At 40.6% G+C, this 1,570-nt stretch carries 3 protein-coding genes and 1 pseudogene; 2 read left to right on the plus strand and 2 right to left on the minus strand.

The features are described from left to right. Positions 1–118, plus strand: a pseudogene (locus PX481_RS05320) (response regulator); the annotation flags it as partial. After that, a complete protein-coding gene (locus PX481_RS05325) occupies positions 115–405 on the plus strand; it encodes a circadian clock KaiB family protein (protein ID WP_002772019.1) in 291 nt (96 codons plus the stop codon). The pseudogene PX481_RS05320 and the gene PX481_RS05325, both read left to right, overlap by 4 nt. A gap of 148 nt (positions 406–553) precedes the next feature. Here the strand turns inward: PX481_RS05325 and PX481_RS05330 are convergent, their stop codons facing one another. After that, a complete protein-coding gene (locus tag PX481_RS05330) occupies positions 554–1,177 on the minus strand; it encodes a type I restriction endonuclease subunit R (protein WP_288093907.1) in 624 nt (207 codons plus the stop codon). Positions 1,178–1,182: 5 nt separating this feature from the next. Next, on the minus strand, positions 1,183–1,570 hold a 388-nt coding region (locus tag PX481_RS05335; protein WP_288093908.1), incomplete at its 5' end, for a polysaccharide pyruvyl transferase family protein.

Consider the following 1,570-nt stretch of genomic DNA (forward strand, 5'->3'; position numbering starts at 1 on the left):
CTACGTTAGCGAAGGTCGTCTCATGGTCCTGGAATTGATGGGTTATCTCGTCTCTTTCTATCGTAAATACTATATCGGTCTCAGCAACATTAAACTGTTCAATAACACGCAATCATGAGTCAATATCTTCTCAAACTCTATATTATGGGCGATTCAAGTAAATCCCAGAGGGCGATCGCTAATATTTTTCGGATCTGTCGCGAGGAGTTATCCGGTCTTTATACGGTAGAAATAATTGATGTTCTCGAACAGCCGCAATTAGCGGAACAGGATAAAATTCTCGTAACTCCTACTTTAGTCAAACAACTTCCTCCACCCCTACAAAGAATTATCGGTGATATGTCCAATACCCAAAAGGTTCTCCTCGGTTTGGATGTTATTCCCAAAGACTCCCATCTCAATTAGGATTCACCTAAAAATTCTTCTGGTTAGGTTTTTCCTCGCTAATAAGTAGATAGATACCCCCCTTAATAAGGGGGGATCAAGGGGGGATCGAAGGCAAAATCTACCTTCTATTTAATTAGAACCACTTACTTAATTTCTAATCTTGATTTTATTTGATCGCTGCACCGATGTGTTTTAAAATCTGCAAAACCCTATATAGTTCTTCTCTGGAAATAAAGGGAGCAAATATCCTAGATAGGGCATAATGATGGACATTAGCTCTCAATTTGACCAATAAAATATCATCTCCATTGGTGACGAGGGCAAAGCTAGGTTTTTCCGGCTGGGGATTAGCCATCAAATAGGCTAAGGTTTGCGGTAAGGCAGTCCAAACCGATAGGGCAGTTTTTTTTGATTCTACAATTACCACCCAAAACTGATTTAACCAGACTAAAACATCGATTCTACCCGATAGTATTTCTTCCCCATCATCGACGGTTAAGCTTACCGATTCCTCTGCGCGTACTCGCAAAGGCGGATCGTAAAAACCCGCAATCGCTAGTAAGGGAGAAACTAACAATAAAGTCACGGTTTTTTCTAATAACTGTCCCGCCGATCTTTGGTATAAATACCTTTGTATTAGTTCATCTAAACTCTTTTTCTCATGGCTAGATAGGGCCAGTAAATCACTTTTCCATTCGGGGAAAAATGCCCCATCTTCTGTTAAGGAGAGATTAAATCTTGTCTCAGCCAAGGCAATAGTCGTGATCGCTTCGGTAATGGCACTCGACATAAAAATTAGCTCACCAATCTAAACAAAATTTCTCTATGAATTAAAGCTCGATCGATTAAAAAATGCTTGCGATCGCTGGTTAATGCCTCTCCATTGGCATAAAAATTAATCCAAGTGTTACTAATATCATTAACTGCCTCTGGTAACTGATCTAATTCCCAACCCGGCATCGGTACTTCGGCAATTAATCGCGACACTTTCGGATCATAACTAAGGGCAAAACAACGACAATCTTCTGCCGCGGCCATAATCAAACTATGAAAGCGCATTCCGATCACCATTTCTACCCCACGAAATAAGCCTTTTAACTGTCTTGGATCCTCTAAGCTAATGATTTGATAATTTTCCCTTAATTGACGGGCTACAGCTTCACAGAGGGGCAAATCCCGCGAC

It is taken from the genome of Microcystis sp. M53603_WE2 (genome assembly GCF_030065435.1).

Excerpts from the sequence above, each read along its gene's own strand:
- PX481_RS05325 (WP_002772019.1), top strand. The coding sequence starts at position 115 with ATGAGTCAATATCTTCTCAAACTCTATATTATGGGCGATTCAAGTAAA.
- PX481_RS05330 (WP_288093907.1), bottom strand. The coding sequence starts at position 1,177 with ATGTCGAGTGCCATTACCGAAGCGATCACGACTATTGCCTTGGCTGAG.